General features: G+C 51.0%; 37 protein-coding genes. All 37 read left to right on the forward strand.

The features are described from left to right. Positions 1-84 precede the first annotated feature (84 nt). Complete coding sequence (locus ACGHCT_RS04770; protein ID WP_390438568.1) at positions 85-1,017, forward strand: hypothetical protein; 933 nt, start codon at positions 85-87, stop codon at positions 1,015-1,017. Next, on the forward strand, positions 1,014-1,232 hold the full coding sequence (locus ACGHCT_RS04775; RefSeq protein WP_390438571.1) for a hypothetical protein: 219 nt from the start codon (positions 1,014-1,016) through the stop codon (positions 1,230-1,232). Before ACGHCT_RS04770 ends, ACGHCT_RS04775 begins: the two co-directional genes overlap by 4 nt. 249 nt (positions 1,233-1,481) lie before the next feature. Next, the gene (locus ACGHCT_RS04780; RefSeq protein WP_390438574.1) at positions 1,482-2,417 is read left to right on the forward strand and encodes an amidoligase family protein; all 936 of its coding nucleotides are present in this window, start codon (positions 1,482-1,484) and stop codon (positions 2,415-2,417) included. Positions 2,418-2,492: 75 nt separating this feature from the next. Then, positions 2,493-2,747: a hypothetical protein gene (locus ACGHCT_RS04785; protein WP_390438577.1), complete on the forward strand. Its 255-nt coding sequence runs from the start codon at positions 2,493-2,495 to the stop codon at positions 2,745-2,747. Positions 2,748-2,749: 2 nt separating this feature from the next. Next, the gene (locus ACGHCT_RS04790; protein ID WP_390438580.1) at positions 2,750-3,286 is read left to right on the forward strand and encodes a gamma-glutamylcyclotransferase family protein; all 537 of its coding nucleotides are present in this window, start codon (positions 2,750-2,752) and stop codon (positions 3,284-3,286) included. A 124-nt stretch (positions 3,287-3,410) separates the two neighbouring features. After that, positions 3,411-3,905, forward strand: a complete 495-nt coding sequence (locus ACGHCT_RS04795) for a gamma-glutamylcyclotransferase family protein (RefSeq protein ID WP_390438583.1) — start codon at positions 3,411-3,413, stop codon at positions 3,903-3,905. A 3-nt stretch (positions 3,906-3,908) separates the two neighbouring features. Continuing rightward, complete coding sequence (locus ACGHCT_RS04800) at positions 3,909-4,544, forward strand: hypothetical protein (RefSeq protein WP_390438586.1); 636 nt, start codon at positions 3,909-3,911, stop codon at positions 4,542-4,544. Positions 4,545-4,546: 2 nt separating this feature from the next. Then, positions 4,547-5,008, forward strand: a complete 462-nt coding sequence (locus ACGHCT_RS04805) for a DUF4314 domain-containing protein (protein WP_390438589.1) — start codon at positions 4,547-4,549, stop codon at positions 5,006-5,008. Further along, the gene (locus tag ACGHCT_RS04810) at positions 4,995-5,303 is read left to right on the forward strand and encodes a hypothetical protein (RefSeq protein ID WP_390438591.1); all 309 of its coding nucleotides are present in this window, start codon (positions 4,995-4,997) and stop codon (positions 5,301-5,303) included. Before ACGHCT_RS04805 ends, ACGHCT_RS04810 begins: the two co-directional genes overlap by 14 nt. 28 nt (positions 5,304-5,331) lie before the next feature. Continuing rightward, complete coding sequence (locus tag ACGHCT_RS04815) at positions 5,332-5,532, forward strand: hypothetical protein (RefSeq protein ID WP_390438594.1); 201 nt, start codon at positions 5,332-5,334, stop codon at positions 5,530-5,532. Next, positions 5,513-5,719 carry a hypothetical protein gene (locus tag ACGHCT_RS04820; protein ID WP_390438597.1) on the forward strand — a complete coding sequence of 69 codons (207 nt, stop codon included), beginning with the start codon at positions 5,513-5,515 and terminating at the stop codon, positions 5,717-5,719. The genes ACGHCT_RS04815 and ACGHCT_RS04820 overlap by 20 nt, the downstream gene beginning before the upstream one ends. A gap of 9 nt (positions 5,720-5,728) precedes the next feature. Further along, positions 5,729-5,944 carry a hypothetical protein gene (locus ACGHCT_RS04825; RefSeq protein ID WP_390438600.1) on the forward strand — a complete coding sequence of 72 codons (216 nt, stop codon included), beginning with the start codon at positions 5,729-5,731 and terminating at the stop codon, positions 5,942-5,944. 210 nt (positions 5,945-6,154) lie between these two features. Continuing rightward, a complete protein-coding gene (locus ACGHCT_RS04830) occupies positions 6,155-6,697 on the forward strand; it encodes a hypothetical protein (protein WP_390438603.1) in 543 nt (180 codons plus the stop codon). A 141-nt stretch (positions 6,698-6,838) separates the two neighbouring features. Next, complete coding sequence (locus ACGHCT_RS04835; RefSeq protein ID WP_390438605.1) at positions 6,839-7,291, forward strand: DUF6900 domain-containing protein; 453 nt, start codon at positions 6,839-6,841, stop codon at positions 7,289-7,291. Between the two features lie 202 nt (positions 7,292-7,493). Beyond that, positions 7,494-7,958 carry a hypothetical protein gene (locus tag ACGHCT_RS04840; RefSeq protein WP_390438607.1) on the forward strand — a complete coding sequence of 155 codons (465 nt, stop codon included), beginning with the start codon at positions 7,494-7,496 and terminating at the stop codon, positions 7,956-7,958. Positions 7,959-8,101: 143 nt separating this feature from the next. After that, the gene (locus ACGHCT_RS04845; protein ID WP_390438609.1) at positions 8,102-8,278 is read left to right on the forward strand and encodes a hypothetical protein; all 177 of its coding nucleotides are present in this window, start codon (positions 8,102-8,104) and stop codon (positions 8,276-8,278) included. Between the two features lie 138 nt (positions 8,279-8,416). After that, positions 8,417-8,692, forward strand: coding sequence for a hypothetical protein (locus ACGHCT_RS04850; RefSeq protein ID WP_390438612.1), 276 nt, complete (start codon positions 8,417-8,419; stop codon positions 8,690-8,692). A 15-nt stretch (positions 8,693-8,707) separates the two neighbouring features. Then, positions 8,708-8,989 carry a hypothetical protein gene (locus ACGHCT_RS04855; RefSeq protein WP_390438614.1) on the forward strand — a complete coding sequence of 94 codons (282 nt, stop codon included), beginning with the start codon at positions 8,708-8,710 and terminating at the stop codon, positions 8,987-8,989. A 164-nt stretch (positions 8,990-9,153) separates the two neighbouring features. Further along, on the forward strand, positions 9,154-9,354 hold the full coding sequence (locus ACGHCT_RS04860; RefSeq protein WP_390438617.1) for a hypothetical protein: 201 nt from the start codon (positions 9,154-9,156) through the stop codon (positions 9,352-9,354). Positions 9,355-9,474: 120 nt separating this feature from the next. Next, complete coding sequence (locus tag ACGHCT_RS04865) at positions 9,475-9,678, forward strand: hypothetical protein (protein WP_390438620.1); 204 nt, start codon at positions 9,475-9,477, stop codon at positions 9,676-9,678. Positions 9,679-9,874: 196 nt separating this feature from the next. After that, a complete protein-coding gene (locus tag ACGHCT_RS04870) occupies positions 9,875-10,255 on the forward strand; it encodes a hypothetical protein (RefSeq protein WP_390438623.1) in 381 nt (126 codons plus the stop codon). 133 nt (positions 10,256-10,388) lie between these two features. Beyond that, entirely contained in the window at positions 10,389-10,865 is a 477-nt protein-coding gene (locus tag ACGHCT_RS04875) for a phage terminase small subunit P27 family (RefSeq protein ID WP_390438626.1), read from the forward strand. Continuing rightward, on the forward strand, positions 10,865-12,490 hold the full coding sequence (locus tag ACGHCT_RS04880; RefSeq protein ID WP_390438629.1) for a terminase large subunit: 1,626 nt from the start codon (positions 10,865-10,867) through the stop codon (positions 12,488-12,490). Before ACGHCT_RS04875 ends, ACGHCT_RS04880 begins: the two co-directional genes overlap by 1 nt. A 366-nt stretch (positions 12,491-12,856) precedes the next feature. Next, the gene (locus tag ACGHCT_RS04885; RefSeq protein ID WP_390438632.1) at positions 12,857-13,048 is read left to right on the forward strand and encodes a hypothetical protein; all 192 of its coding nucleotides are present in this window, start codon (positions 12,857-12,859) and stop codon (positions 13,046-13,048) included. A gap of 103 nt (positions 13,049-13,151) precedes the next feature. Continuing rightward, on the forward strand, positions 13,152-14,546 hold the full coding sequence (locus ACGHCT_RS04890; protein WP_390438635.1) for a phage portal protein: 1,395 nt from the start codon (positions 13,152-13,154) through the stop codon (positions 14,544-14,546). Then, a complete protein-coding gene (locus ACGHCT_RS04895) occupies positions 14,543-15,370 on the forward strand; it encodes a head maturation protease, ClpP-related (protein WP_390438638.1) in 828 nt (275 codons plus the stop codon). The genes ACGHCT_RS04890 and ACGHCT_RS04895 overlap by 4 nt, the downstream gene beginning before the upstream one ends. Positions 15,371-15,441: 71 nt before the next feature. Beyond that, positions 15,442-16,662 carry a phage major capsid protein gene (locus tag ACGHCT_RS04900; protein ID WP_390438640.1) on the forward strand — a complete coding sequence of 407 codons (1,221 nt, stop codon included), beginning with the start codon at positions 15,442-15,444 and terminating at the stop codon, positions 16,660-16,662. Continuing rightward, a complete protein-coding gene (locus ACGHCT_RS04905; RefSeq protein WP_390438643.1) occupies positions 16,662-17,072 on the forward strand; it encodes a head-tail connector protein in 411 nt (136 codons plus the stop codon). Before ACGHCT_RS04900 ends, ACGHCT_RS04905 begins: the two co-directional genes overlap by 1 nt. A gap of 12 nt (positions 17,073-17,084) precedes the next feature. Beyond that, positions 17,085-17,417 (forward strand): phage head closure protein, encoded by a 333-nt coding sequence (locus tag ACGHCT_RS04910; protein ID WP_390438645.1) that lies wholly within the window; start codon positions 17,085-17,087, stop codon positions 17,415-17,417. 10 nt (positions 17,418-17,427) lie between these two features. Further along, positions 17,428-17,805, forward strand: coding sequence for an HK97 gp10 family phage protein (locus tag ACGHCT_RS04915; RefSeq protein ID WP_390438648.1), 378 nt, complete (start codon positions 17,428-17,430; stop codon positions 17,803-17,805). Continuing rightward, positions 17,805-18,122, forward strand: a complete 318-nt coding sequence (locus ACGHCT_RS04920; RefSeq protein ID WP_390438650.1) for a hypothetical protein — start codon at positions 17,805-17,807, stop codon at positions 18,120-18,122. Before ACGHCT_RS04915 ends, ACGHCT_RS04920 begins: the two co-directional genes overlap by 1 nt. A 5-nt stretch (positions 18,123-18,127) precedes the next feature. Beyond that, positions 18,128-18,721 (forward strand): major tail protein, encoded by a 594-nt coding sequence (locus ACGHCT_RS04925; protein WP_390438652.1) that lies wholly within the window; start codon positions 18,128-18,130, stop codon positions 18,719-18,721. Positions 18,722-18,724: 3 nt separating this feature from the next. Then, complete coding sequence (locus ACGHCT_RS04930) at positions 18,725-19,099, forward strand: hypothetical protein (protein WP_158370072.1); 375 nt, start codon at positions 18,725-18,727, stop codon at positions 19,097-19,099. Then, positions 19,096-19,269, forward strand: coding sequence for a hypothetical protein (locus ACGHCT_RS04935; protein ID WP_390438655.1), 174 nt, complete (start codon positions 19,096-19,098; stop codon positions 19,267-19,269). Before ACGHCT_RS04930 ends, ACGHCT_RS04935 begins: the two co-directional genes overlap by 4 nt. A gap of 53 nt (positions 19,270-19,322) precedes the next feature. Next, positions 19,323-22,475 (forward strand): phage tail tape measure protein, encoded by a 3,153-nt coding sequence (locus tag ACGHCT_RS04940; RefSeq protein ID WP_390438658.1) that lies wholly within the window; start codon positions 19,323-19,325, stop codon positions 22,473-22,475. Beyond that, entirely contained in the window at positions 22,472-23,122 is a 651-nt protein-coding gene (locus ACGHCT_RS04945) for a hypothetical protein (RefSeq protein ID WP_390438661.1), read from the forward strand. The genes ACGHCT_RS04940 and ACGHCT_RS04945 overlap by 4 nt, the downstream gene beginning before the upstream one ends. Next, positions 23,119-24,576: a phage tail spike protein gene (locus ACGHCT_RS04950; protein WP_390438664.1), complete on the forward strand. Its 1,458-nt coding sequence runs from the start codon at positions 23,119-23,121 to the stop codon at positions 24,574-24,576. The genes ACGHCT_RS04945 and ACGHCT_RS04950 overlap by 4 nt, the downstream gene beginning before the upstream one ends. The last annotated feature ends 65 nt before the right edge of the window (positions 24,577-24,641 follow it).

Consider the following 24,641-nt stretch of genomic DNA (forward strand, 5'->3'; position numbering starts at 1 on the left):
TTGACTTATACCGGCTTTAGAGTGATTAATACCATACGCTAAAAAACACCGGCATAAACCGGTAAAGGAAAGGAGCAGCAGGTTATGATGAGATTTGAGTTGAACATAGCAGACAGGAAAGCGCTGGTAAAAAGGCTTGGGGAACTTACGGGGACTGCCCCGCATTACACAAGGATGCCAAGATGTGCCTATGAGATTGGAGTTTACACGGTAGAGCGTGACGGCAGCCTTACAGTGGAAGAAGATGTGGCAGACTTTGGAATCCTGACCACGCTAAAAGACGAGGGGCTGATTAAGGATGCAGAGGGAATCCTCGAAGCGGCAGCGGAAGGACCAGAGCAGACAGAGGAAACAGCAGAGACAGATTCCATCCCGGACCGTGAATATGAGTCAGAGGTTCAGGAAGAAACAGCCGCCCAAGAAGGAAAGGAACCGTTGGAATTGGCGATCAGCTTTCCGGTCGGGGAACATACCGGAGTTTCCTTAAGAAACCTTGTGAACATGATCTACAGCAGGGGCCCGCTTCTTAGCAAGGCATCCGGCGGGAACTTCCGTGTGGAAAAGGCGCTGGCAGAGATCTTAAAAGAGGATGCCTGCACCGCCACAGTCCAGACCTTTTTGAAAACGCTGGCAGATTACACAGAAACGCACGACGGTATGGAGGGGCTTCAGATCACAGAACAGCAGATTTCCTTCACAGGGTTTCCGGTTCCGGCAGACCAGGCACACGCCGATGCATTCCGCCAGCTTGCAGCCATGATGAATGCCATGGCGCTTTCCCAGAAACGCATTCAGGCAAAAGAGGTCAACACGGAAAACGAAAAATACGCATTCCGCATCTGGCTGCTCCGGCTTGGGATGAATGGGGATGCCTGCAAAGCTGCCCGGAAGGTGCTGATGGAGAATCTTTCCGGCCACGTTGCATTCCGGACCCCGGAGGAGGCGGAAAAGGCAAAAGCGAAAAATAAAGCGAAGCGTGAGGAAAAAAAGACAATGACAGGAGGTGGGGAGTCATGATGGAAAATATCTGCAAACTGGCATACCAGAAAGCGGTAGACGCCATTGATGGAACAGAACAGGTGTATTTTTCGCATGGATGCTGGAACCCTTATGAACTGAAACCAACGGAAGAAGTGAAAAAACGGATCATGAACAGCGGGTACGGGGCAGATGTGGACCGGAAGGACGGGATGTTTTATGTATGCTGTCCCTGCAGTTCGGATATGTGGTAACCTGCAGTTTCCCGCAAATGGGGCCGGGAGATAATCAGGCACCTTCTCCATTGTAAGTGATATTACCTCTGAAAATGTGTATTATCAAGCATTTTCCCTGCCATAAAATACACACATTTTTCCTTTGAACTTTGGTACATTTATGCCCGTTATCAACTTGCTATTATCTGCGTTCAGAGTGATATATAGACACAACAAAAGAGCAGAAAACACCGCAGACAAGCGGCTTTAGCAAAGGAGATAACGAACATGAACGAAAAGACAAGAGCACAGATTGAGGCAATGAAAAACCAGACGGTGGGCGTGGAAGTAGAGATGAACAACATTACAAGGGAAAAGGCGGCAAAGAAAGCGGCAGAGTTCTTTGGAACCGGAAGATATGAATACACAGCAGGCCGGAACGGATATTACACCTGGTCGGCATGGGACGCACAGGGAAGGGAATGGAAGTTCCAGAGGGATGTGAGCATCGAGGGGCCGGACAGCGAAAAATGCGAGATGGTCACCCCGGTCCTTACCTACGGCGACATCGAGATGCTCCAGCAGCTTATCAGAGTCCTCCGCAAGGCAGGGGGACGAAGCTCGGCAAGCCGGGGCTGCGGAGTCCACATCCATATTTCAGGAGAAGGCCACACGCCGCAGACCATCCGGAACCTGGTCAACATCATGGCGGCTCACGAGGAACAGCTGACACAGGCGGTCAGGATCGACCGCTGGAGGCAGAGCCGCTACTGCCGCACGGTAGACCCGGCTTTTCTGGAGCGTTTAAACCGGAGTAAACCGAAGACTATGGAGGCACTCAGCCGGTGCTGGTACAACGGGGCAAGAGACACTTCACACTACTCGTCAACCCGGTACAGAATGCTCAATCTCCACAGTTTTTTCAACCGCTACCATACCATCGAATTCCGGCTTTTCCAGTTTGATGAACCGGGAGACGGCAGACAGGGAGGGCTTCATGCAGGGCAGCTGAAATCCATGATCCAGCTCTGTCTTGCGATGAGCGAACTTGCAAAAGAACTGCGGTACGCAAGCCCGAAAAAGCAGCAGGACGAAAATGTGGCCTACGCATTACGGTGCTGGATGCTCCGGCTGGGATTCATCGGGGACGAGTTCAAAACCGCAAGGGAGTATTTCATGCGGAACGCGGAAGGGAACTGCGCATGGAGGCATGGGAGATCGTAAAGATCAGGCACAGCATACATAGATATTTCCGGGCGGGCAACCGCCCTTGAGGTAGTAGAAGGAGGCGAAGATATCATGAAAAACGAAAACAGGATGAAACATATGGATACCGCTCCAAGGGGCCGGGCATTTAAAGTGACGGTATCGGAACTTTACCAGAGGGAGATCACCGTGTACGAATCAGAGATGAAAGAGGCCACGCCGGAGGAAGCCCTCCGCATGGTGGAGAACTGGTGGCAGGACAGCCAGATCGAATTAAACACAGCGGATTTCCAGGGCGTGGAATATTCTGCGGAGGAAATCACGGAAGAAACGGAAGGCGGTGAGTAGGGATGGCTGGAGTGTTCTCTACTGAGGCTTTACGGAAACCAAACAAATTTTATCTGGCATATGGTTCCAACCTTTCACAGGAACGGATGAAAAGCCGCTGCCCGGATGCCGTGGCGCTTGGCACTGCCGTTATCCCCGGATACCGGCTCTTATTTAAAAAGAGCATGACCGGATACTATGCGACAATCGAGCAGGATGCAAACTGCTACGTGCCTGCGGCGGTCTACAGGATCTCGGAACGGGATGAAACTCTGCTCGACCGTTACGAGGGATGCCCGCATTATTATTACAAGCAGCAGTTACGGCTGTCTGTCACGAGGCTGGATTCCGGCAGGAAGATGCGGGAGAAGAAATGGTGCATGGCCTATGTGCTGCACGAGTGGCGGGGACTTGGGAAGCCGGATATGGATTATTTCCGGCTTTTGGATGAAGGGTACAGCGTGTGGAATTTTGATACCGATATTCTGGATAAGGGGTTGGCGGATAGCATTGGGAACAGGGATGCCCGGAAGTATCTGGAGTGTTACCGGAAGGGATAAAGTACACAATCAGAAGCTGGCACATTTGTCGGGTATTTTGGAAAGAAAATGCTTGCTATTTCTGGCAGAAAGAGTGATGAATACCATACCGCCAACAAAGGGCAGAAGAAAGGAGCAAAAGAAAATGAACGGGAAAAGATACTACATAGCCTATGGCAGCAACTTATCGGTGAAACTGATGGCTTGCTACTGTCCGGATGCAAAAGTGGTCGGGACGGGGGAAATCAAAGATTATGCGCTGTTGTTTAAGGGCTGTGCAACCATTGAACCGAGGAAAGGAAAGCGGGTGCCGGTACTGGTCTGGGAGATTTCGCCGGAGGATGAAAAAAGCCTGGACCGCTACGAAGGTTATCCAACATTTTACTATAAAAAAGAACTGACGTTGCCGGTTCAGATTACCGGCACGGAGGTGAGACAGGAATTGACTGCGATGGTGTACATCATGAATGAAAAAAACCGTCTTGCCAGTCCATCATGCTACTATTACAAAGTGCTGGCAGACGGCTATGAAGATTTGGGGTTTGACAAAGCAATTTTAGAACAGGCTCTTGCAGACAGCGTTGGAAAGCACTCAGCCGAGGCATTTTTAAACGGCTATCTGGACGATTGCAGGAGGTAACCGATGGGGAAAAAGAATCTGAATATCAAGCTGCCGGAGGCCATGCTGGATGGGCTGGAGATTATCCGGAAGGAGCGGAGCCGTCTGGAAGGACACAGCATTTCCAGAAACAGCCTGATCGAAGAGGCAGTAGAAAAATACGTTATGGAGGCAGAGAAGTATCTTGAGGCATTGTTCCAGGAGCGCCCTTCAAAACCGGATCAGCCGTACCGAGTTACGGTGAGGGAATTCCTTGAGCGGCATACGGATGAGAGGATTTCCATGATGACGCCCGGAGGGTATGTGGATCTGGATAAGGGGCAGGCGGTGCCGCTCCTTTCCGGGCATCCGGTAAAAGCACATCCCGGATATCGGGAAAGTTTCAGGGATGCCCAGGCAGGGGAGATCCTGCCGCAGAGAGTTCTGTTGGCACACCTGCGGGATGGGGTATGGCACCTTCTGACAGATGTCGAAGACGGTGCAGAGACCGTCCGCACTGTCTGCTATGGTACGGAGGACATCTGGAAAAACCGTGAGCAGGCGAAGCAGTTCTTCCTGCAGGCGATGGCATACTCGGAGGGCAGTGAGAAAGAACGATATACGAATATTTATATGAAACTGATGATGGGAATGACGGACTGTGATGATTCGGAGGTGTGAGCATGGGATTCCCAAGGGAAGAGATTGTAGAGAAAATCAGGAGAGAATACCCTGTAGGCTGTGAGGTGGTGCTTGACCGGATGGAGGATGTGCAGGCCCCTCCGGTGGGGACACGCGGGACTGTGAAGTCAGTGGATGATACGGGCAGCATCAAAGTTGCGTGGCGCACGGGCGGCAGCCTGCGTGTGGTTTATGGGGAGGACGCCTGCCACCGCATCGACACGGATGAAATGGTGAAAGCGTTTCTAGATGGATACGGGAAAACGCAGACCGGAGGGCAATGCCCGCGCTGCGGGAACCCCATGCCGCATCTGGAGCGCCATGCAGTCAGCCGGAGGGCGAACCTTATCGTTTGCGACCTGTGTGGAACAGAGGAAGCCTTGGAAGATGCCGGTATGTCAGAGAAGAAACAGATGTTTACATGGGCGGCATGGAGGGAGGCGAGAGAGCATGAAGGCAGATAACCAGAAAGCGGAAGAACAGAGACATTTGGGAGCAGATGAGGAACTGGAACTTTCCGATGAGCAGGCCGCCAGGAATGATGAGATATACGGTGCTGTTTTTGAACTCTGCAAGGTGTTGACGGAAGATGAAAATCTTGTATGGGACATGGCATTTATCGGGCTTATTGCGGAAGATGCCGCCGCAGTGCTTGCCGGAGAGGGACACGGGTTCCAGATACGGTTCCCGGCAGTGGTGACGGATGATGACGGGAGACAGGAGATCCAGGAATATTACAACGATGCGGACCGGTGGTGACGCGGGATAAAAGATGGGAGAGATGAAAATGAGCCACAGAAAAATGCCCGCCTACGGAGAGCGGGAGCATGGCGGCAGATACATACTGGATGATTACTGCTGGTCAAGGAACCACTGCAGGGCAGTTACGATCCGCCGCTGGAGACGGAATCTGAAAAAGAAGGCCAGGGCAAAGCTGCGGATGCGTCTTGCACGGCTGAAAGGAGCGTATGGACAGGATGGATGCTAAAGAGTGGAAAATGGGAGATACCTGTTATGTGGTCACCAATAAGAAAAAGCGGCAAAGCGCTGAATATAAAGTTCTGTCATTCGATGGCAGGTATTATTTTCTGGAAAGCAGGACGGGGAGCCATATCAATGCATCCCCATCCCGGATGTTCCGGTCAAAGGAAGAAGCGTTCGCTTCGCTCGGATAGGAGGCGGTCATGTTGCAGAAACCAATGCCGGGAACGGCACGGATAAAAAGAAACAGCTGGAATCGGGGCAACGGTGTGTACAGTATGAGAGGCGAACTGAAAAGAGGAATTGCCCTCAATAAGAAGCGCCTGAACCGGAAGGTAAGGCATGGAAGGAAACGCGCCTTGAAAAAGGGCTGCTATAAGCGTATATGCCGGACAGTTGACATGGTGGATTTTTCTTAAAGAGAAAACAGGGGCCGGCAATCATCCGGCTCCCCCTCCAGTTTACCGTATATTCGCTCTGAAAGAGGTTTTTATCAAGAGGATTTTGAACCATAATGTACACAATCTCTGGATGGGATGTCTGGTACATATATGACAGTGGAACTGCTTGCTATCCTCTGTAAGTGACGGTAATATGGCATCAACAAAAACGAAGGAGGGATTCCATAAATGCAATGGAGAATTGATAAAACAGTCAGGGAGAAGGCACTGAAATTCAAGGAAGACTATGAAAAACTTTTTGAAGATATGAGGGTGCCGATACGACAGCTTTCAGGTGAGGTTAACCAGTATTTGGAGTGGGAAGATTTATGGAATGACCAGGAGGCAATCCTGAATGTGATCAGTGTACTGCCGCCGGGATGCCACTATTACAGGTATCTTTATTCCCACTATTATGAGATTACAGACAAATCGGATGAAATCATTGCCAATTTCGAATGTAAAGTCTGGAAGGTAGACGGGGACCTGCTGGCGAAGATTCAAAATATTGCAGAAGAATATGAAGAAAATGAGAAACGTCTGCGCCGGATGCATAAGAAGGCTGAAAAAGAAATCATGGAATATCTTGAGAGCACTGGTTTATGGGATGACCTGGAGGCGGTACATGAAATGAGGTGTTGCCTGCCGCTATGTCTTTTACAGGATAACCTGAACAAACGCTACTATGAATTATTCATGAAAGAAAATGGGGATTTGATGGACGAAGATTAGTTTCTTCATCCAGAAATAATGCACAGTTTCTTGCAGATATCTTTGTGTACATTATAACTCAGGATTGACTTGATAATATGTGCTTTTAGAGCGAATATGTCACTACCGAAAGGGAAAACAAAGAAAATGGAGGAAATGAACATGAAGAAATTAAGCAAAAAAGAACTGGAAAACCTGGTGGAGATCGCAAAGAAACACATTTACCCGGTTGAAGTCAGAGGGGATCTGGAAACCCGCGACAATGACAGCGAGGATTTTCTGGATGTTTCCGTCTGGAGCATCAAAGCGGCATTGGAAGCAGCCTACGAACTTGGGATAGAAAGCAGCCAGAAGAACCGGAAAAGAAAAATCAGCCTGCAGACTTCCAGGGGGCAGGAAGAAGCACTGAGTAACCTATGGTACGGAAATGACTGCGATATTGCAAGGTTTACGGATGCAGTGGAGGACAGCAGGAACGGGAAGGAACTGGAGAGGAATCTTGGAAAGCTGAACCTTTTACGGAAGTTCCGGCTTGACCGGGAAACGGATGCCATGATCCGGCTGCGGTCCCAGGATACACTCGGAAACGTAAGTTACCTGACGGTTACGAAATAAAGACCGGAAAACAGGCAGGGGCAAGGGGCTGGCATGGCCGGCCTTTTGCTCGTGCCTGTTTTATATGAACCGTAAAATACACAAATTTTCACAGGAATGATTGTGTACATTATGGTTCCGATAGTAGTTGCTATTCCCGGCACATGACGGTAAGATGTGTCACACAAAAGGAAAACACCTACAAAGCAAGGAGGACACAGACATGGCAAAGAACAATTTCGCAGAAGAATACGCAAGAGAGTTGGAGTGCAGGAGACAGTTTAATGAGGCGAGAGAAACGGGCAACGCAGAAATGGAGGAGGCTGCAAGGGCAGCGCACCAGCTGCTTGCAGACCAGATTAAAGCAAAAGGAAGCATTTATGAGATGGTTTTCCGGTTTTACTGCGAGGCACAGGAGAGAGGCAACAAATACCTTGACCTGAACGAGGTGATCTGGGACGACAAGGTAACCGCACTGATCGACAGCCTCCGGGAATACGGCATAGAAAAATTCACATTTTCCTCCACCTGGTCTTCGGCGGTGGAAACGGCATGGCTTTTCACACAGAACGGATGCAGGCTGGAGGGGATTGTGGAGATCAACGGTAAATGCAAGGCATTTATGAGCGAAGAATATGAAAAAGCCCATGGATACCTTTTTTCCATCGGGGATGCGGAGGAAAAATAAAAAAAAACGTAATCGGCCGGGAGAGGGGCGGTAAGCCCCTTAAAAGCCGTTCGTCGGGTTTTGTCCGGACTTGCGGGAAAAAGGCGGACATGGCCGGCTGTGGAGGCACTGTAGGGGGAAACAGAAAGCAGGAGGACAAAGCAGTGGAATATAAAGGTTACTACATAGCAGTTAGCTGGAACAATAGGGAAATGGGATTTGATTTTGCTGTATATGATCCGGAGCATAGGAAAGTGGCCCGGAGCGATGCGTCCTATTTTTTCGACTATAACGCAGAAAAAGCGGCGAAGGAGGCCGTTGACAAAATCCTGCAGGAGTAGGAAAGCGGGGAATAAAATACACAAATACCCACCCATATCTTTGTGCGGTATATTCCCGTAATTGACTTGCTATATGTGCGAAACAGAGCGAATATGTCACTACCGAAAGGGAAAACAAAGAAAACGGAGGAACACAGCATGAAAGCATTTTACAAGTTTGAAGAGACCACTAATATGGAGAACCTGCAGATGAAGGTCAGCTCCTACGGCGCGGTATTAAAATACGGGGAGCAGGTTCTTGTAGCAGACATTGGCTGGAAAGGGTTCGTCGCAGCGGTTTACGAGTTCATTGAAACCCCGGAAGAAACAGGGCTGCCGGATATCGAATGCAGGCTGAACCTGGTAGAAGCGGCAGAGGATGCTTTCAAGGATGGCGGTCACGCCATTGCATGGTGTATGGAAAAAGCAAAATAAAGGAGGATACGGATTATGGCAGGATGCAGGATTTGTAAAAGGGAGATGCTGACAGTGCAGGGATGCGCTGTCGGCACGGTACACATTAACGGGAAAGTATACCCAAGAATCAAGGCCGGGGATGAGAGGGATTTTAACCCCTACATGGAAGATGGAGAACGCTGCGGTGACTGCGGCGCAGTGAAAGGATGTTTCCACCATTTTGGATGTGATATAGAACGCTGCCCAGTCTGCGGAATGCAGATGATAAGCTGTGACTGCGAAGATGTTTATTATGAGTGGATAGAAGAAGAATGATCCAGATAAAGGTCCGAAAGATTCCACAGAGGAAATTCCGGGCTGCTGTAATATACACAATTTCCCCTCCGTATCTTTGGTACATTTACGGCGCAGAATTGACTGGATAATGTGTCAAACCAGAGGTAATATGCTACTACAAAAAGAAAAGCGGAGGTGCTGGTATGAAATTAAAATTATACAAGGTGACGTATAAAGTCTGGAATTCGACTTTTTCTGACCTGCTCCAAAGGGAAGAACTTTCCATTGGGGTTCATGGAGAGGATGCTGTCCGCAGAATAAGGGAAAAGGCAGACAAAGATGCAAGAGATTTTAATGCATGGGAAATCACAGAAGTGTTGGGACGCAGTATTATTGTTGAATAAAGTCTTTCAGATGAACAGGACCCGTAAGAAAAAGATTTTTGCCTTATTAAGCATGGAACTGGGGGATGCAAGATGTATGGCAGATTACCTTGATGCGAGGACTAAGGGAGATGGGATTAGATGAACCTGGCGGATAAAATGGAACGGGAAGCGCACTTGAAAACGAACCTTTCCCGGTGGATGGAGCAGCACGGCACAGTCCTTTTTGACCGGAGCCGGAGCAATGAATATGTCGGGGTACGGATCATGGAGGTGCTCTGGAGAAATGAGAAATGGAGAATTACAGAAGTGGATGGCATGACCTGCAGGATTGAGCGGATATAAGACTTTTGAAAGCGGATAAAGGAAAACGGCTGGAAGCGCCCAGCTCTTTTCCTTTGTCCGTTATCTCATAATGTACACAAGTTTCCTTCTGTATCTTTGGTATATTTATGGAGCAGAATTGACTGGATAATTATGTGTTTCAGAGGTAATATGCTACTACCAAAAGGGAAAACAGAGAAAAACGGAGGAAACAGACATGGCAAAAAGAATGAGCAGGAAGGCGCAGGTTTACCTTACAAAGATTAAAGCAGCGTCAAATGAATATGACCTGAAAGGAATGGAAATCACAATCAAGAAGGACACAGCACTTGAATGGTCAGAGTTCACGAGACTGAACAGCGCCATTGAGGAAAAAAGAGTCGGCCTTCGCACGGAGCAGGAATCAGCGAAATTGAAAGAACTGGTTTTCTTCCGGGCGAAAGCGGAACTGGACGGCTATCTGATGATGAAGGATGGGGATGGATACACGGAAGAAGAAACGGAGCGCCAGAGGGAGCGCTTTTGCAGCATCTACCAGATCATTGAGGAGGCAGAACTTGAAGATGAATATGATGCATGGAAACAGGTAAACGCATAAACATTGCGGCAGGCACACACCCCGGAAGGGGCTGTGCCTTGTTATCCCCGTTTTTATATAGATTGATTTTACTTAAGGACTTCTTCGGAGGTCCTTTTTGTTTGCCCATTTTGGAGGAAAGGAGGGATGCCTTATGGCTACAAGGGGAAGAAAACCGACACCGACTGCGATTAAAGAATTAGAAGGGAATCCGGGTAAGCGCCCATTGAATGCAAAAGAACCGAAACCAGTCAAGAAGGCACCTTCCTGCCCGAAATGGCTGGAGCCGGAGGCGAAGAAGGAGTGGCGGCGTCTGGCAAAGCAGATGGAGCAGATCGGCATCCTGACGGAAGTGGATATGGCGGCTTTTGCCGGATATTGCCAGGCTTACGCCCGTTGGAAGGAGGCGGAGGAATTTATCACGCAGCACGGTTCCATCGTAAAGACTCCATCGGGTTACTGGCAGACTGTGCCGCAGGTCAGTATTGCCCAGACCTATCTGAAAATCATGAACCGCTTTGCCGAGCAGTTCGGCCTGACACCTTCCTCCCGGAGTCGGATCATTGCGGATACAGACAGCCGGAGCGGAGCTGTGGATGAAATGGAGGAACTGTTGGGAGGTGGAAGCTGATGGCAGAGACAAGACCGAAGGATTACCCGAAATTGAAAGATTACCAGCCAACAAGGTTTATGCTGCCAACTTCCCATTATGAGAAAGCAAAAGCAGACCGGGCAGTGAAGTTCATAGAAAACTTGAGACACACCAAAGGAAAATGGGCGGGGAAACGCTTCTGGCTGTTACCGTGGCAGGAGCAGATCATCCGCGACATTTTTGGTGTGGTGAAAGAGGATGGAAACAGGCAATTCCGCATGGCATATGTCGAAATTCCCAAGAAGAACGGGAAAAGTGAGCTTGCGGCGGCTGTTGCCCTGTATATGCTTTATGCGGATAACGAGCCATCAGCGGAAGTTTACGGTGCGGCGGCTGACCGCCAGCAGGCATCGATTGTTTATGATGTAGCAAAGCGGATGATAGAGTTTTCTCCCGCATTGCTGAAGCGTTCAAAGATCATGGGTGCAACGAAGCGTGTGGTAAATTACAGTAACGCCGGGTTTTACCAGGTATTGTCCGCAGAAGTTGGTACGAAACATGGTTTGAATGTATCTGCGCTGTGCCTTGATGAGCTGCATGCCCAGCCGAACCGTCATCTGTACGATGTGCTTACAAAGGGTTCCGGGGATGCCAGGGAGCAGCCTCTTTTTTTCCTGATTTCTACCGCAGGGACAGACAGAAACAGTATCTGCTATGAAGTACACACAAAGGCAAAGGAGCTTCTTGCCGGCAGGAAAATAGATCCGTCTTTCTATCCTGTTATTTATGGGCTGGAGGATGACGATGACTGGACAGATGAGGAAAACTGGTACAAAGCGAATCCATCCCTTGGCTATACGATCCAGATTGACCGTGTAAGGGACGCTTTCCGTGAGGCTCTGCAAAATCCTGCGGAAGAGAGCGTGTTCCGCCAGCTCCGCCTGGACCAGTGGGTAAACAGTGCCGTAGCCTGGATACCGGGCCATATATATGAAAAAGGGAACATTCCCATTGATGTGGAAAAACTGAAAGGCCGTGAGTGTTATGCGGGGCTGGACTTATCCAGCACTTCTGACATCACGGCTTTTGTCATGGTGTTTCCGCCTCAGTATGAAGGAGACAAATATATTGTAGTTCCGCATTTCTGGCTCCCGGAGGAGACGTTGGAACTGCGGACACGGCGTGACCATGTTCCCTACGATGTGTGGAGAAAGAAAGGTCTCTTCCATGTAACGGAAGGGAATGTGGTCGATTACAATTTTGTCCGGAAAACGATCAATGAGCTGGGAGAGCAGTTCCACATCATGGAGATCGGGGTTGACCGCTGGAATGCGACACAGCTGATTACTGACCTTGCCGGGGATGGATTTGCGATGGTGCCGATTGGCATGGGATTTAAGGATATGTCCCCTGGAATGAAAGAACTGTATAAACTGCTTCTAGAAGGAAAAATGGTCCATGGCGGGAACGAGGTGCTGAGATGGATGGCAGGAAATGTGGTGGCAGAGACAGATGCAGCAGAGAACATCAAGCCGAGTAAGAAGAAGAGCACGGAGAAAATTGATGGGATTGTAGCCTGGATCATGGGGCTTGACCGCTGTATCCGGCATGAGATGCAGGGCAGCGTATATGATGAGCCGGACAGGGGACTGTTAGTGTTTTAGGAGAAAGATATGTATCAAAGAGTTGACACGGAGGAACTGATTGGACAGAGATTCGGAAAACTCCTGGTTCAGGAGTACAGCCATTTTAAGAACAACAAGCGTTGATGCCGCAGGTTGAAAATAAGAACTTGACTTTTACCCCACCCAGAGTGATAGATAGGCTACCCTAAAAAGAAAGGAGATTTTGACTATGGAAAATAACAGGGTAAAGCTGATCATGGAAACGATGTGGAACACACATTGGCAGGGAGCTGACCGGGATACCGCCTTTTCCAAAGCGCCCTCTTAAGCCTCTGCGCCGTGGGAAAGATCACAAAGGATGAGGCAGTTTATGCGAGGGATATGCTGGAGCAGGAAGTCCGGAACATGGATGATAAACTGAAAACATCCGTATTTATTACGGTAACACCCGAACTTGCGGATGATACGGTGCTTTGGATGAGAAACACCGCGGCAGAGGCAGAAGAACCATATTCCACGGTGATCCAGCAGGCAGCAGAATACTTGCATGATTTCTGGTCGGAACTGATCAATACACTGCCTGCGGAAGCGGAATAGGAATGATTAGAATGAAAACAGTTTAATAACAGGAAACGCAGAAGCACTCTGGTCCTTGTGGGCTGGGGTGTTTCTGCGTTTTCCGTATAGGAGGAATGATCCAATGGGATTTTTAGAATGGATGGGTTTTTTAAAACCCAGGGATGCCCCAGGGGAAAATCTGCCGGAGGTGACGGACAGCGTCCGTGATTCCGGGCAGGTTTTTTCTTTTGGGACTGCGAACAGCGGGGAAAAGGTAGATGAACAGTCTGCCATGCAGATTTCCACAGTGTACGCCTGTGTGCGGCTGCTGGCGGAAACAGTGGCGGCGCTGCCGCTGCACCTATACCGTTACACCGATGATGGGAAAGGAAAAGAGAGCGCCTTTGACCACCCGCTGTACCGGATCTTATACCGGCAGCCCAACGATGAGATGAGCAGTTTTATCTGGAGGGAAACCATGATGACACATCTGCTCCTGTGGGGGAATGCCTATTCCCAGATCATAAGGGATGGGAGGAACAACGTTCTCGGCCTGTATCCGCTGCTCCCGGAAAACGTGGAAGTCGACCGTGATGAGCAGGGGCAGCTTTATTATATCTACCACGCCTACACAGATGAAGTGCCGGGGGAACAGAACCAGGATATTTACTTTAGGAAAGATGAAATCCTGCACATTCCGGGGCTTGGGTTTAACGGCCTTGTGGGATTTTCCCCGATTGCCATGATGAAAAACAGCCTCGGCACAACTCTGGCCGTGGAGAAATACGGAGCGTCATTCTTTAAGAACGGGGCGCAGCCAAGCGGTGTGCTGGAGCATCCGGGGGTACTAAAAGACCCGCAGAAGATACGGGATAACTGGACTGCGGTATACGGCGGTGCCAACAATGCGCACAGGGTTGCCGTGCTGGAAGAGGGGATGGCCTACAAAGCGATCTCCCTGCCGCCGGAGGACAGCCAGTTTTTATCCACCCGGCAGTTTGGCGTGGAGGAAATCTGCCGCATTTTCCGGGTGCCGCCCCACATGGTGCAGAGCCTGGAACACGCCACCTTCTCCAACATCGAACACCAGTCGATCGATTTTGTGGTGCATACCCTGACTCCGTGGCTGGTGCGGTTCGAGCAGGCAATCATCAAAGACCTTCTACTGGAAGAAGAACAGGATGTGCTGTTTCCAAAGTTCAACGTAGACGGATTGCTGCGCGGCGATTACCAGAGCAGGATGAACGGTTACGCCACGGGCATCAGCAACGGTTTCTTAAGTCCTAACGACATCCATCGGTTGGAGAACATGGATCTGATCCCGGCAGAGGAGGGCGGGGACGATTATTACCTGAACGGCGGCTATGTGAAACTTCGGGACGCAGGGAAATTTGCCCAGGTGAAGCAGGCGGCTGTGGAGCAGAACCAGCCAAAGACCGTGCCAGAGGAACAGCCGGAGGAAGAGACACCTGACAGTGAGAACAGGCGGAGTGAGAGTACGCCGCAAAAACCAAGAGAAAGGAAACGGAAACGATGAAGAAATTCTGGAACTGGATTCATGATGAAGCCGACGGCAGGGTGCTCCGTCTGGAGGGCCCGATTGATGAGGAGTCCTTCTGGGGGGACTCTGTGACGCCGCAGGCATTCCGTGAGGAACTGGAGGCAGGCAGCGGCGACATTACTGTCTGGATCAACAGCCCCGGTGGAAATGTGTTCGCAGCAGCGGAGATTTACACGATGCTCCGGGATTATAAGGGGACAGTTACCGTCAAGATTGACGCCATTGCCGCTTCCGCTGCCTCTGTGGTAGCGATGGCCGGAAGCAAAGTGCTGATGTCCCCTGTGGCAATGCTGATGCTCCATGATCCCAGCACCATCGCTTATGGCAATACCAAAGACATGGAGCGGGCAATCAATACGCTCAATGAAGTGAAGGAGAGTATCATCAACGCCTATGCCGCCAAGAGCGGATTGTCCCACAGCCGTATTTCCAATCTGATGTCCAATGAGACGTGGATGAATGCGAAAAAGACAGTGGAGCTGGGGTTTGCGGATGAAATCCTCTTTGATGCAGAAGAACCGGAAAAAGAGGAAGAAGAAACAGAGGAGGAAGAGGAAAAGCCGGGCATCCATCTGGAAGCACAGCTTTATTCCACCAGACAGATGGGGATGACGATCCTGAACCGCCTTGGTGTGGACAGCGGGAAACCTCCTGAAAAACCGCCTGTGGATACACACACGGAACCTCTGGGACCGGAGGATGGGAAACCGACCGCACCGGTTATCCGCATGGACGGCACAACGGAAGATGGCAGTGTGCCATATCTGATCTTAGAAAAACAGCTGGAGTGTTTGAAGTAGGGCAAATGCCTGAAACAGACATATCCGGCTCTTTTTATACCCAAAATCACATTTTTTATGGAGGAAATGACATGAGTAAGATTCTTGAATTGAGAAGCAAGCGCAATACCCTCTGGGAGCAGACCAAGGCATTCCTGGAGCAGCACCGTGGGGAGAACGGCCTTGTAGCCGCTGATGCGGTGGAGCAGTACAACAAAATGGCCCAGGAGGTCAAAGACCTGGGCGCGGAGATCGAGCGTCTGGAGCAGCAGGCGGAGTTTGATGCCAAGCTGTCGGCCCCGACCTCCAATCCGGTGCATGGCAATCCGAAGAACGGCAGCCCGAAGGATAAGGACACCAGCCCGACCGGGACGGAGGAGTATAAGACTGCATTCTGGGACATGATCCGCAACCGTGGCAACTACGGCGAGGTGCGAAACGCCCTGTCTGTCGGGGTGGATACGGAGGGCGGATACACCGTGCCGGATGAGTTTGAAAAGAAGCTGGTGGAGGCACTGGAGGAGAACAACATCTTCCGCGGCATGGCGACTGTCATCCGCACCAGTTCCGGCACCCGTAAGATTCCGATTGCGGAGGACACCGGGGAGGCCAGCTGGATTGATGAAGGGGAGGAAATCCCGGAGAGCGATACCACCTTTGGGCAGACCATGCTGTCGGCTTATAAGCTGGGCACCATGATCAAGGTTTCCAATGAACTTCTGAACGATTCCGCATTTGACCTTGCGACCTATATCGCCCGCCGTTTTGGTGTGCGTATGGGCAACGCGGAGGAGAAGGCATTCATTACCGGAGACGGTGTTGGCAAGCCGCTGGGCATCCTGGATGATGCCGGGGCGAAGGTGGGCGTAACCGCAGGAACGCAGACCAAGCTGACCTTTGATGAGATCTTCCAGCTGTACTACGCATTGAAAGCGCCGTACCGCAAGAAAGCGGAGTTTCTGTGCAATGAGGCGGTAGTGCTGCAGCTGATGACCTTGAAAGACAACAACGGCAACTATATCTGGAAGCCGGGCCTTGAGATTGGTAAGCCGGATACCCTGTTAAACCGCCCGCTGAAAACGTCTGCCTTTATGCCGGCCGTGGCAGCAGGCAGTAAGGTGCTGGCATTCGGTGACTACAGCTACTATTGGATCGCGGACCGCCAGAACAGAACCTTCCGCAGGCTGAATGAGCTGTATGCCCGTACCGACCAGGTAGGCTTCCTTTCCACCCAGCGTGTGGACGGCAAGCTGATCCTGCCGGAAGCGGTGCAGGTGCTCCAGATGAAAGCCAGCGCATCCAGCAGCACTTAATGGGGATCACACTGCGGCAGACGGCGGGCGTGTTTTTATGCCTGCCATCTGCTGATGCGAAGGAGGATGCAGCCATGGCATTGGTAACTTTGGAAGAAGCAAAAACCTATCTCCGTGTGGATTCCCCGGATGAGGATGCCCTGGTCGGCATCCTCTTAACCTCTGCCGGGAAACTGTGCGCGGATGTGGCGAGGCTTACGGAGGAACAGTGGGCAGCGGTGGACGCTGATGAAACAGAAAATACAGAGGCATACACGAAAGAAGAACTTTCCCGGATACGGGAAGTGATGAAAGTAGCGGTGCTGTATGCCCTCGGCTATCTGTATGAACACCGGGAGGAAGCGGACCACCACAGCCTTGTGCTGACGCTTCGTTCCCTTTTGTTTTCCATCCGGGAAGGGATTCTGTAAGGAGGGGCTGGCATGGAGATTTCAAGGCTGAATGAGCGGATAACGGTTGAGAAGAACGCAGTCGTTACGGATGCCATCGGGAACCACAAAAACACATGGACTCCTTATTTTTCCTGCTATGCCTATGCTTCTACCTACCAGGCGGAGGAAAAGGAAAGCGCAGTATCCAGCGAGGAACGCTCCGTCACCTTTACGGTGCGCTGGTGCAGTGAGACCGCCGCTGTCACTTCCACAGGCTTCCGTGTGAGGTTCCGGGGAGAGGTTTACGACATTGAGTCGGTGGATCTGATGAATTACCGGAAGAAGGAAATCCGGTTCAAATGCCGGAGGGAACCAAGGCAGTGAGGAGGCAGCGATGGCAAAGAAAATATCGGCAGACCAGCTCTCCAGTGAGATCATGTCCGCGCTGGATGAGTATAAAAAGGTTACAGACGAGGTGGTAAAAACCGCAGTGAATTCTGTAGCAAAAGAGACAAAGGCAAGGGCGCAGGCCGGCTCCCCGGTCAAATCCGGAGGTTACCAAAAAGGGTGGGCGGTCAAAAAGACCTCGGAGAAAACCGGGCAGGTCAGTATTACGGTCTATAACCGCACCAAGCCGGGGCTGACACACCTTCTGGAAAAAGGCCATGCCAAGCGCGGCGGCGGCCGGGTGGCGGGAAAGGCGCATATCGCCCCGGCAGAGGAGTATGCCGTGAATGAACTGGAAGCGGCGATCAAAAGGGGGATTTCGTAATGGATTATGAAGAGATTGCAAACATGTTAGGTGGTACGGGACTGCCCTTCGCATACCACCACTTTGCGGAAGGGGAATCCCCGCAGCCGCCCTTTATCTGCTACCTGACACCCGGCAGCAACAACTTTGCGGCAGACGGGAAGGTCTACTTCAAAGTAAAGCAGCTGGATGTGGAGCTGTATACGGACGAGAAAGTGCCGGAACTGGAAGAACGGCTGGAAGCTGTGTTTGACGCTTACGGGCTGTTCTATGAGAAATCGGAAACCTACATCGAGTCCGAGAAACTGTATGAAGTGATTTATGAAATGGAGGTATGAAGGCTATGGGGAACAAAGTCAAATATAACCTGAAAAATGTCCATGCCGCAAAGCTGACCGAGACGGTGGCGGACGGGGAGACCACCTTTACCTATGCCGCACCAAAGGCGATTCCCGGAGCGGTGAGTATCAGCCTGGATGCGGAAGGCGAATCCAGCCCGTTCTATGCGGATGGCATTGTATATTTCCGTTCCGTGACCAACAACGGATACAGCGGTGATCTGGAGATCGCATTGATCCCGGAGTGGTTCCGCACGGAGATTCTGCAGGAAGAACTGGACGGCAAGGGCGTGCTGGTGGAGAACAGCGGGGTTGGGGAGAGCGTGAAGTTTGCCCTGCTCTTTGAGTTTGACGGGGATGTGAACGCCATCCGCCATGTGCTGTATAACTGCTCGGCATCCCGTCCGTCCATTGAATCGGAGACGAAAGAGGACACCATTGAGCCGGGAACGGAAACCCTGTCGATCACGGCAGACCCGCGCTCGGATGGGCTGGTAAAGGCAAGGACGGGCGACACCACGGACAAAGAGGCATATACGAACTGGTATAAATCGGTGTATCTGCCGAACAAACAGGAAGAAGCAGAGGAAGGAGCGTAAAAAATGCTGAAACGGGAGATTGAGATTTGCGGGAAAAAGGTGGCGTTCCGTTCCTCGGCCACTATTCCTCGCCTGTACCGGGCGAAGTTTAAGAGGGACATTTTCAAAGACCTCTCCAAGCTGGAGAAATCCTATAAAGGCAAGACCGAGGACGGGGAGGAATTCCAGATCGAGGACCTGGAGATTTTCGAGAACGTGGCCTATATCATGGCTTACCATGCGGACAATTCCATTCCTCCGACTATTGAGGAATGGCTGGACCAGTTTGATATGTTCTCCATTTATGAGGTCCTGCCGCAGATTCTGGAGCTGTGGGGACAGAACATGATGGTGGAGGTGCAGGCAAAAAAAGAGTTGGCAGGAGTACAAGGGAAATGACAACGCCCCTGTTCCTCCTGCGTTGTGTGGAGCTTGGTATTGCGATCTCTGACCTGGAACTTCTTACCATCGGCCTGATCATTGATATGTGGACGGAAAAAGGAAACGATGATGTGAAGTACAAAAAAGTGGCCCGTGAAGCCACCCAGGAAGATTTTGATAAATTTTAGCTTTGGCGCATCCGGTCCGGGTGCGCCATTTACATGTTTGGAGGTGAGGAACAGTGGCAAGCAGGATCAAAGGCATCACGATTGAGATTGGCGGCGATACGACAGGCTTAGACAAGGCCCTGAAAAGTGTCAATTCTTCTATCACGCATACGCAGAGTGCCTTAAAAGATGTCAATAAGCTGCTGAAGCTGGATCCCGCCAACACAGAACTTCTCACACAGAAACAGAAGTTACTGAAGGACGCGATTTCATCCACAAAGGAAAAGCTGGATGCTTTAAAACAGGCGCAGGTACAGGCAAAGGAGCAGCTGGAGAACGGCGACTTAGGACAGGATAAATACGATGCCCTCCAGCGTGAGATCATCGAGACCGAGCAGGAATTAAAGCGGCTCCAGGAGCAGGCGGCAACTACCAGCACCACTCTTGCAAAGATTGATGAGATCGGCGGCAAGATGGAGAATCTGGGAAATTCCATCGCTGGCGTTGGGAAAACGATCATGCCGATCTCCACAGGGGTTGCCGGTCTGGGCATTGCGGCTGTGAAAACGGCTGCGGATTTTGACTCTGCTATGAGCCAGGTGGCTGCGGTGTCCGGGGCGACCGGGGATGACCTGCAGGCCCTCCGGGATAAAGCCCGTGAGATGGGTGAGAAAACGAAGTTCTCCGCATCCGAAGCAGCGGAGGCCATGAATTACATGGCGATGGCCGGATGGAAGTCAAAAGACATGATTTCCGGCATTGACGGCATCATGAACCTTGCCGCTGCATCGGGAGAGGACCTGGCGACCACATCGGACATTGTGACGGATGCCTTGACCGCCTTCGGACTAAGCGCCGCGGACTCCGGGCATTTTGCGGATATTCTGGCAGCGGCATCCTCTAATGCCAATACGAATGTCAGCATGATGGGCGAGACATTCAAATACTGTGCGCCGATTGCGGGTGCGCTTGGTTTCTCTGCGGAGGATACGGCAGAGGCGATCGGCCTGATGGCGAATGCAGGTATCAAGTCCTCCCAGGCAGGTACAGCACTTCGTACTATTATGAACAACCTTGCCGGGGAAGTGAAGATCAGCGGGCAGGCCATCGGGGATGTGACCATTGCCACAACGAACGCAGACGGCAGTATGAGGAGCCTGTCGGATATCCTGGCAGACTGCCGGGTTGCGTTTGGAGGATTGACCGAATCCGAGAAGGCACAGGCGGCGGAATCCCTCGTAGGCAAGAACGCCATGAGCGGTTTTCTTGCTTTGATGAATGCCGCCCCTGCGGATATTGAAAAGTTAAGCGGCGCCATTGACAACTGCGATGGTACGGCTGAGAAGATGGCGGCGACCATGCAGGATAACCTGATGGGGCAGCTTACCATCTTAAAGAGCCAGTTGGAGGAATTGGTGATTTCTTTTGGTGAGATGCTGATGCCCGCCATCCGCAGTATTGTGACGAAAATCCAGGAGTTCGTGGATAAGTTAAACGGCATGGACGAGGGAACCCGCCAGATGGTCTTGAAAGTAGGACTTTTGGTGGCGGCGCTTGGACCGTTCCTGGTAATCCTGGGAACCACGATAGCCAAGATTGGCACAGCCATGAAAGGGTTTGTACAGCTGGCGAACGGCTTTAACAAACTGAAAGTGGCGGTGCAGGGCGGTACAGGCATCTTTGGGAAACTGGGTGCGGCTCTGGGCGGCATCTCGGCTCCGGTTGTGGCAGTGGTGGCAGTCATCGGGACACTGGTGGCTGCTTTTCTGCATCTGTGGAATACCAATGAAGGATTCCGGGAGGCCATCATCGGAACCTGGAATACCATCAAAGAGACGGTCAGCACCTTCTGCCAGGGAATCGTGGACCGGCTGAATGCCTTGGGATTTAGTTTCCAGGACATCACGCAGGTGATTTCAGCGGTATGGAATGGTTTCTGTTCCCTGCTAGCCCCGGTCTTTGAAGGGGCGTTTCAGGCGATTGCGGCAATCCTTTCCACAGTACTGAATGTGATCACTGGTATCCTGGATGTGTTCATCGGACTGTTTACCGGGAACTGGTCGCAGATGTGGACTGGCATCCAGACGATTTTCTCCGGAGTATGGGAAGGTATCAAGGGTGTGCTCTCGGCAGCGATTGGCATGATCCAGGGCATTGTGGATGTGTTCCTCGGCTGGTTCGGTACGAGCTGGAGCGAGGTCTGGACGAATATCAAGACCTTCTTCGAGGGCATCTGGAACGGTATTGTAGCTTTCTTCTCCGGTATTTGGGAGACCATCACAAATGTGGTGCAGACAGGAATCATGCTGATCGGCTCCATTCTGAGTGCCGCCTTTGACATTATCACGCTGCCTTTCCAGTTTATCTGGGAGAACTGCAAGGAAACCATCATATCTGTCTGGAACGCCATCAAATCGGTGGTATCTTCCGCAGTGAACGCAGTTTCCAGTGTGATCTCGTCCGTGATGTCCGTGATCCAGAATGTCATTTCGACTATCTGGACGGCGATCAGCACAAAAATTTCTACTGTGCTGAACACGATAAAATCCGTGGTGACTACCATATTCAATGCTATCAAGTCAGTGGCTTCCAGCGTCTGGAACGGTATCAAATCTGCCATTTCGACCGTGGTGGACGGCATCAAGAGCAAAGTTTCGTCCGTATTTAACGCAGTCAAGAGTACTGTGACTTCCGTATTTAATGGCATCAAGAGTACCACCACTTCCGTCTGGAACGGCATCAAGACCGCCATTATTACCCCGATTGAGGCAGCGAAAAACACCATCAAGGGTATTGTGGATAAGATCACCGGATTCTTCTCCAGCATGAAGATTTCTCTGCCGCACATCAAGCTGCCGCATTTTAGGATTTCCGGCAGCCTGTCGATTATGCCGCCGAGCGTCCCGCATCTGTCTATTGACTGGTACAAAGAAGGCGGTATCATGACACGGCCGACACTGTTTGGTATGAACGGCACGAACTTAATGGCTGGCGGTGAAGCAGGAGCAGAAGCAATCCTGCCATTGAAAGGCTTCTACAGTCAGTTGGAGAGTATTCTTTCTAACCGGATGGATACCAGCACGATGGAGCGCTATCTGTCCATCATTGCGGCAAACAGCAGCAAGGGGATCTATCTGGAGGATGGAACTTTGGTGGGGCATCTGCTCCCGGCCATTGACAGCAGGTTAGGACAGATGCAGAAACTGAACAGGAGGTTGAGCCTATGAGACCAGATGTAAAACTAAATAATGTATGGATGTCTGGTCTTGGGTGGCTTCGGGAGAGCATCAATTTCCCAACACCCCAGTCCCAGAGTAATACCATAGTAGTGCCGGGGCGGAATTCCCCGATCCGGTACACGGAAGCGTTGGGGCGGGTATCCTACCAGCCCCGGAACTTTGAGATCATACTCTCCATGCTTGGCACCAGGGAGCAGTTTAATCAAAAGGTCAGTGCGGTGGTGAACCCGTTTGCAGGGCATCTGGTGAAAGTGGTTTGCAGTGAGGAACCGGGGCTGTATGCCATCGGCACACTGGAAATGGTGCCGGCCTATGATCCACTGACCGGAAAAGGGCAGCTCACCATTTCCTGTTCCGATGGGGATTCCTACCGCTACCATGTGGAAGAAACCGTTATCACAGTGACGGGCGGAGGGAATGTCATTCTGGATAATGACTATATGCCTGTGGTTCCGGTCATCACAGCCACGGCGGAAACGGCACTGAGCTGGCAGATTGGCACAGATACTTTCCGAAAAACAGTCAGTTCCGGCACCTGGGAGTTTCCTGAAATGGAATTGCAGGCAGGAAGAAATGTGGTGTCTGTCACTGGAAATGGGACAGTGACCTTCCGGTACCGGGAGGGATGCCTATGAGATTATTCCGTATCTATGTGGATGGGGCGCTGTTTTACCATCCACAGTTATCGAAACTGGCAGTCACAGAGGCGAAGGTGGAAGAGGATGCGGAGAACATTGACAGCCTGACACTGTCGGCCCCTTATAACCATCCGTATTTGCATAGCATTAAACCGATGGCATCTGTGATTATCTGCAAGAAAGGGAATGAAACGGTCTTTGAAGGGCGGGCGCTGGATGACGGCAGTGATTTTTATAACACCCACACATGGACCTGCGAATCTGCCCTTTCCTATTTAAAGGACAGCCAGCAGCCGCCCTATAACTACAAAGGCAGCCTGAGAGGGCTTTTCGAGTATTTCATAACCGAACACAACAAAAGTGTAGAGGAGCGGAAGCGGTTCACGGTGGGAGAAGTAACAGTGGTTGATAACAACGATTATATTGCGTATAGCTGTTCGGATTATTCCATGACGATGGACGCCATCCGGGAGAAACTGATCAATACGCATGGCGGGTACCTGCGCCTCCGGTATACAGCCGATGGAAAAGTATTGGATTACCTGGCAGATTTTACGGAAGCCTCCCTTCAAAAAGTGGAGTACGGCAAGAACCTGACTGATGTGAAAATCACGTTTGACCACACAGAACGGGTGACAGCACTCATTCCCCTTGGGGCGAAGATCAAAACCACGGATGAGGAAGGCAATGAGGTGGAAACGGATGAGCGTGTCACCATTGAAGCCGCCAATGACGGGAAGAATTATGTGTTTGATGAGGATGCGGTTAAAGAGATTGGATGGATATGGGCAACGGAAGTGTGGGATGATGTGACACTTTCTTCCAACCTTCTCAGAAAGGCGAAAGCGAGGATTTCTGAACTGGCGAAAGGAATCACCAGCATGGAGCTGACCATTGTGGATGAATCGGATACCGGGGCGGACATTGCGGATATCCATGCGAGGCAGTATGTGTACTGTTCTTCCCCGCCCCATGGGATTGACGGGCGGTATCTGTGCATCCAGAGGACGAGGGATTATCTGAATCCTTCCGGCAACACCATCACCATCGGGGCAAGCGGTATCCGGCTGACTGCCATCAGTGCGAAGCAGAACCAGAACTTAAGCACACTGGAGCAGGACATCTTAGGGCAGACGGAGAAGATCGAGAATATCTTCGGAAAAGTCGAGGATATCACCACAGCGAAAATGTACCGGACAGAACTGGTGGTGGAAGGAACGAGTATCTTCCGGGATAAAGGGCAGCAGAGTATTTTAAGGTGCAGGGTATTGTCCTGGGATAAGGAGATCACAGATACCCTTCTCGCTTCCGCTTTTTGCTGGCACAGGAAATCCGGCAATGCGGAAACGGATGCCGACTGGGACGGCCTGCACAAAGGAATGAAAAGCGTAACCATATCAACCGAGGACGTATTAGACAATGCATCCTTTTATTGTGAAGTCACCATTTAATCTTATTAATCAGCAGAAAAGCGGACTGGTCATATTCGCTTTAAAAATATGAAGGAGGAACACAA

The sequence above is a fragment of the Lactonifactor longoviformis genome (assembly GCF_042848515.1).
GTDB lineage: Bacteria > Bacillota > Clostridia > Lachnospirales > Lachnospiraceae > Lactonifactor > Lactonifactor longoviformis.

Excerpts from the sequence above, each read along its gene's own strand:
- ACGHCT_RS04825 (WP_390438600.1), top strand. The coding sequence starts at position 5,729 with ATGTTGCAGAAACCAATGCCGGGAACGGCACGGATAAAAAGAAACAGC.
- ACGHCT_RS04850 (WP_390438612.1), top strand. The coding sequence starts at position 8,417 with ATGAAAGCATTTTACAAGTTTGAAGAGACCACTAATATGGAGAACCTG.
- ACGHCT_RS04950 (WP_390438664.1), top strand. The coding sequence starts at position 23,119 with ATGAGATTATTCCGTATCTATGTGGATGGGGCGCTGTTTTACCATCCA.
- ACGHCT_RS04945 (WP_390438661.1), top strand. The coding sequence starts at position 22,472 with ATGAGACCAGATGTAAAACTAAATAATGTATGGATGTCTGGTCTTGGG.
- ACGHCT_RS04805 (WP_390438589.1), top strand. The coding sequence starts at position 4,547 with ATGGGATTCCCAAGGGAAGAGATTGTAGAGAAAATCAGGAGAGAATAC.
- ACGHCT_RS04780 (WP_390438574.1), top strand. The coding sequence starts at position 1,482 with ATGAACGAAAAGACAAGAGCACAGATTGAGGCAATGAAAAACCAGACG.
- ACGHCT_RS04910 (WP_390438645.1), top strand. The coding sequence starts at position 17,085 with ATGGAGATTTCAAGGCTGAATGAGCGGATAACGGTTGAGAAGAACGCA.
- ACGHCT_RS04875 (WP_390438626.1), top strand. The coding sequence starts at position 10,389 with ATGGCTACAAGGGGAAGAAAACCGACACCGACTGCGATTAAAGAATTA.
- ACGHCT_RS04820 (WP_390438597.1), top strand. The coding sequence starts at position 5,513 with ATGGACAGGATGGATGCTAAAGAGTGGAAAATGGGAGATACCTGTTAT.
- ACGHCT_RS04900 (WP_390438640.1), top strand. The coding sequence starts at position 15,442 with ATGAGTAAGATTCTTGAATTGAGAAGCAAGCGCAATACCCTCTGGGAG.
- ACGHCT_RS04905 (WP_390438643.1), top strand. The coding sequence starts at position 16,662 with ATGGGGATCACACTGCGGCAGACGGCGGGCGTGTTTTTATGCCTGCCA.
- ACGHCT_RS04795 (WP_390438583.1), top strand. The coding sequence starts at position 3,411 with ATGAACGGGAAAAGATACTACATAGCCTATGGCAGCAACTTATCGGTG.
- ACGHCT_RS04870 (WP_390438623.1), top strand. The coding sequence starts at position 9,875 with ATGGCAAAAAGAATGAGCAGGAAGGCGCAGGTTTACCTTACAAAGATT.
- ACGHCT_RS04895 (WP_390438638.1), top strand. The coding sequence starts at position 14,543 with ATGAAGAAATTCTGGAACTGGATTCATGATGAAGCCGACGGCAGGGTG.
- ACGHCT_RS04890 (WP_390438635.1), top strand. The coding sequence starts at position 13,152 with ATGGGATTTTTAGAATGGATGGGTTTTTTAAAACCCAGGGATGCCCCA.
- ACGHCT_RS04925 (WP_390438652.1), top strand. The coding sequence starts at position 18,128 with ATGGGGAACAAAGTCAAATATAACCTGAAAAATGTCCATGCCGCAAAG.
- ACGHCT_RS04935 (WP_390438655.1), top strand. The coding sequence starts at position 19,096 with ATGACAACGCCCCTGTTCCTCCTGCGTTGTGTGGAGCTTGGTATTGCG.
- ACGHCT_RS04860 (WP_390438617.1), top strand. The coding sequence starts at position 9,154 with ATGAAATTAAAATTATACAAGGTGACGTATAAAGTCTGGAATTCGACT.
- ACGHCT_RS04865 (WP_390438620.1), top strand. The coding sequence starts at position 9,475 with ATGAACCTGGCGGATAAAATGGAACGGGAAGCGCACTTGAAAACGAAC.
- ACGHCT_RS04785 (WP_390438577.1), top strand. The coding sequence starts at position 2,493 with ATGAAAAACGAAAACAGGATGAAACATATGGATACCGCTCCAAGGGGC.
- ACGHCT_RS04855 (WP_390438614.1), top strand. The coding sequence starts at position 8,708 with ATGGCAGGATGCAGGATTTGTAAAAGGGAGATGCTGACAGTGCAGGGA.
- ACGHCT_RS04840 (WP_390438607.1), top strand. The coding sequence starts at position 7,494 with ATGGCAAAGAACAATTTCGCAGAAGAATACGCAAGAGAGTTGGAGTGC.
- ACGHCT_RS04930 (WP_158370072.1), top strand. The coding sequence starts at position 18,725 with ATGCTGAAACGGGAGATTGAGATTTGCGGGAAAAAGGTGGCGTTCCGT.
- ACGHCT_RS04880 (WP_390438629.1), top strand. The coding sequence starts at position 10,865 with ATGGCAGAGACAAGACCGAAGGATTACCCGAAATTGAAAGATTACCAG.
- ACGHCT_RS04800 (WP_390438586.1), top strand. The coding sequence starts at position 3,909 with ATGGGGAAAAAGAATCTGAATATCAAGCTGCCGGAGGCCATGCTGGAT.
- ACGHCT_RS04885 (WP_390438632.1), top strand. The coding sequence starts at position 12,857 with ATGGATGATAAACTGAAAACATCCGTATTTATTACGGTAACACCCGAA.
- ACGHCT_RS04815 (WP_390438594.1), top strand. The coding sequence starts at position 5,332 with ATGAGCCACAGAAAAATGCCCGCCTACGGAGAGCGGGAGCATGGCGGC.
- ACGHCT_RS04920 (WP_390438650.1), top strand. The coding sequence starts at position 17,805 with ATGGATTATGAAGAGATTGCAAACATGTTAGGTGGTACGGGACTGCCC.
- ACGHCT_RS04915 (WP_390438648.1), top strand. The coding sequence starts at position 17,428 with ATGGCAAAGAAAATATCGGCAGACCAGCTCTCCAGTGAGATCATGTCC.
- ACGHCT_RS04810 (WP_390438591.1), top strand. The coding sequence starts at position 4,995 with ATGAAGGCAGATAACCAGAAAGCGGAAGAACAGAGACATTTGGGAGCA.
- ACGHCT_RS04790 (WP_390438580.1), top strand. The coding sequence starts at position 2,750 with ATGGCTGGAGTGTTCTCTACTGAGGCTTTACGGAAACCAAACAAATTT.
- ACGHCT_RS04770 (WP_390438568.1), top strand. The coding sequence starts at position 85 with ATGATGAGATTTGAGTTGAACATAGCAGACAGGAAAGCGCTGGTAAAA.
- ACGHCT_RS04835 (WP_390438605.1), top strand. The coding sequence starts at position 6,839 with ATGAAGAAATTAAGCAAAAAAGAACTGGAAAACCTGGTGGAGATCGCA.
- ACGHCT_RS04830 (WP_390438603.1), top strand. The coding sequence starts at position 6,155 with ATGCAATGGAGAATTGATAAAACAGTCAGGGAGAAGGCACTGAAATTC.
- ACGHCT_RS04775 (WP_390438571.1), top strand. The coding sequence starts at position 1,014 with ATGATGGAAAATATCTGCAAACTGGCATACCAGAAAGCGGTAGACGCC.